Below are 541 nucleotides of genomic sequence, written 5' to 3'. Positions count from 1 at the left end.
CTCGCCACCAGTCCACCCTTCATGTCCGCGACGCCGGGGCCATAGGCCTGGCGGGCATCGCGGGTGAAGCCGCGGCTGGCCACGGTGCCCGGCGCAAAGACGGTGTCGCGGTGGCCCAGCAGCAACACCGCAGCGCCGGTGGCGGGCCCCACCTGGGCGGCGAGGACGTCACCGAAGTCGGCGACCGGCGTCCGGGCAACCTCGATGCCATCTTCGGCCAGGGCCGCGGTGAGCACCGCACCGACGGCATCGACGCCGGTCTTGTCGTAGCTGTTGGAATCGGTATCGACCAGGCGTTGCAGGAGAAGGGTCATCGGCTCGCGCTGGGTGGCGAGCCATTCCAGGGCAGTGGTCTTGGCAAGGGGCATCAGCGGCGGCTCCAGCGATCGCCCAGGTCCCAGAACAGCCCGGCCATGAGTTGCAACCCCTGCCGCGCGACCGGGGCCAGGAGATGCTCGTTGGGCGCGTGCTGGGAGCAGGCGGGATAGGAATGGGGTACCCAGAGGGTGGGCAGTTCGAGGATGTCGGCAAAGATGTCATT

2 pseudogenes are annotated in these 541 nt (G+C 69.1%); both read right to left on the bottom strand.

The window, feature by feature from the left end:
- Positions 1-368, bottom strand: a pseudogene (locus tag GSQ95_RS25960) (M20 family peptidase); the annotation flags it as partial.
- Positions 368-541: pseudogene (locus GSQ95_RS25955) on the bottom strand (M20 peptidase family dipeptidase); the annotation flags it as partial. The pseudogenes GSQ95_RS25955 and GSQ95_RS25960, both read right to left, overlap by 1 nt.

The organism is Pseudomonas sp. BAV 4579, from assembly GCF_009765395.1.
In the GTDB taxonomy this organism is placed as follows: Bacteria; Pseudomonadota; Gammaproteobacteria; order Pseudomonadales; family Pseudomonadaceae; genus Chryseomonas; species Chryseomonas aestiva.
Note: the sequence above shows the minus strand (reverse complement) of the source record. Positions and strands in the feature narration are given on the sequence as shown.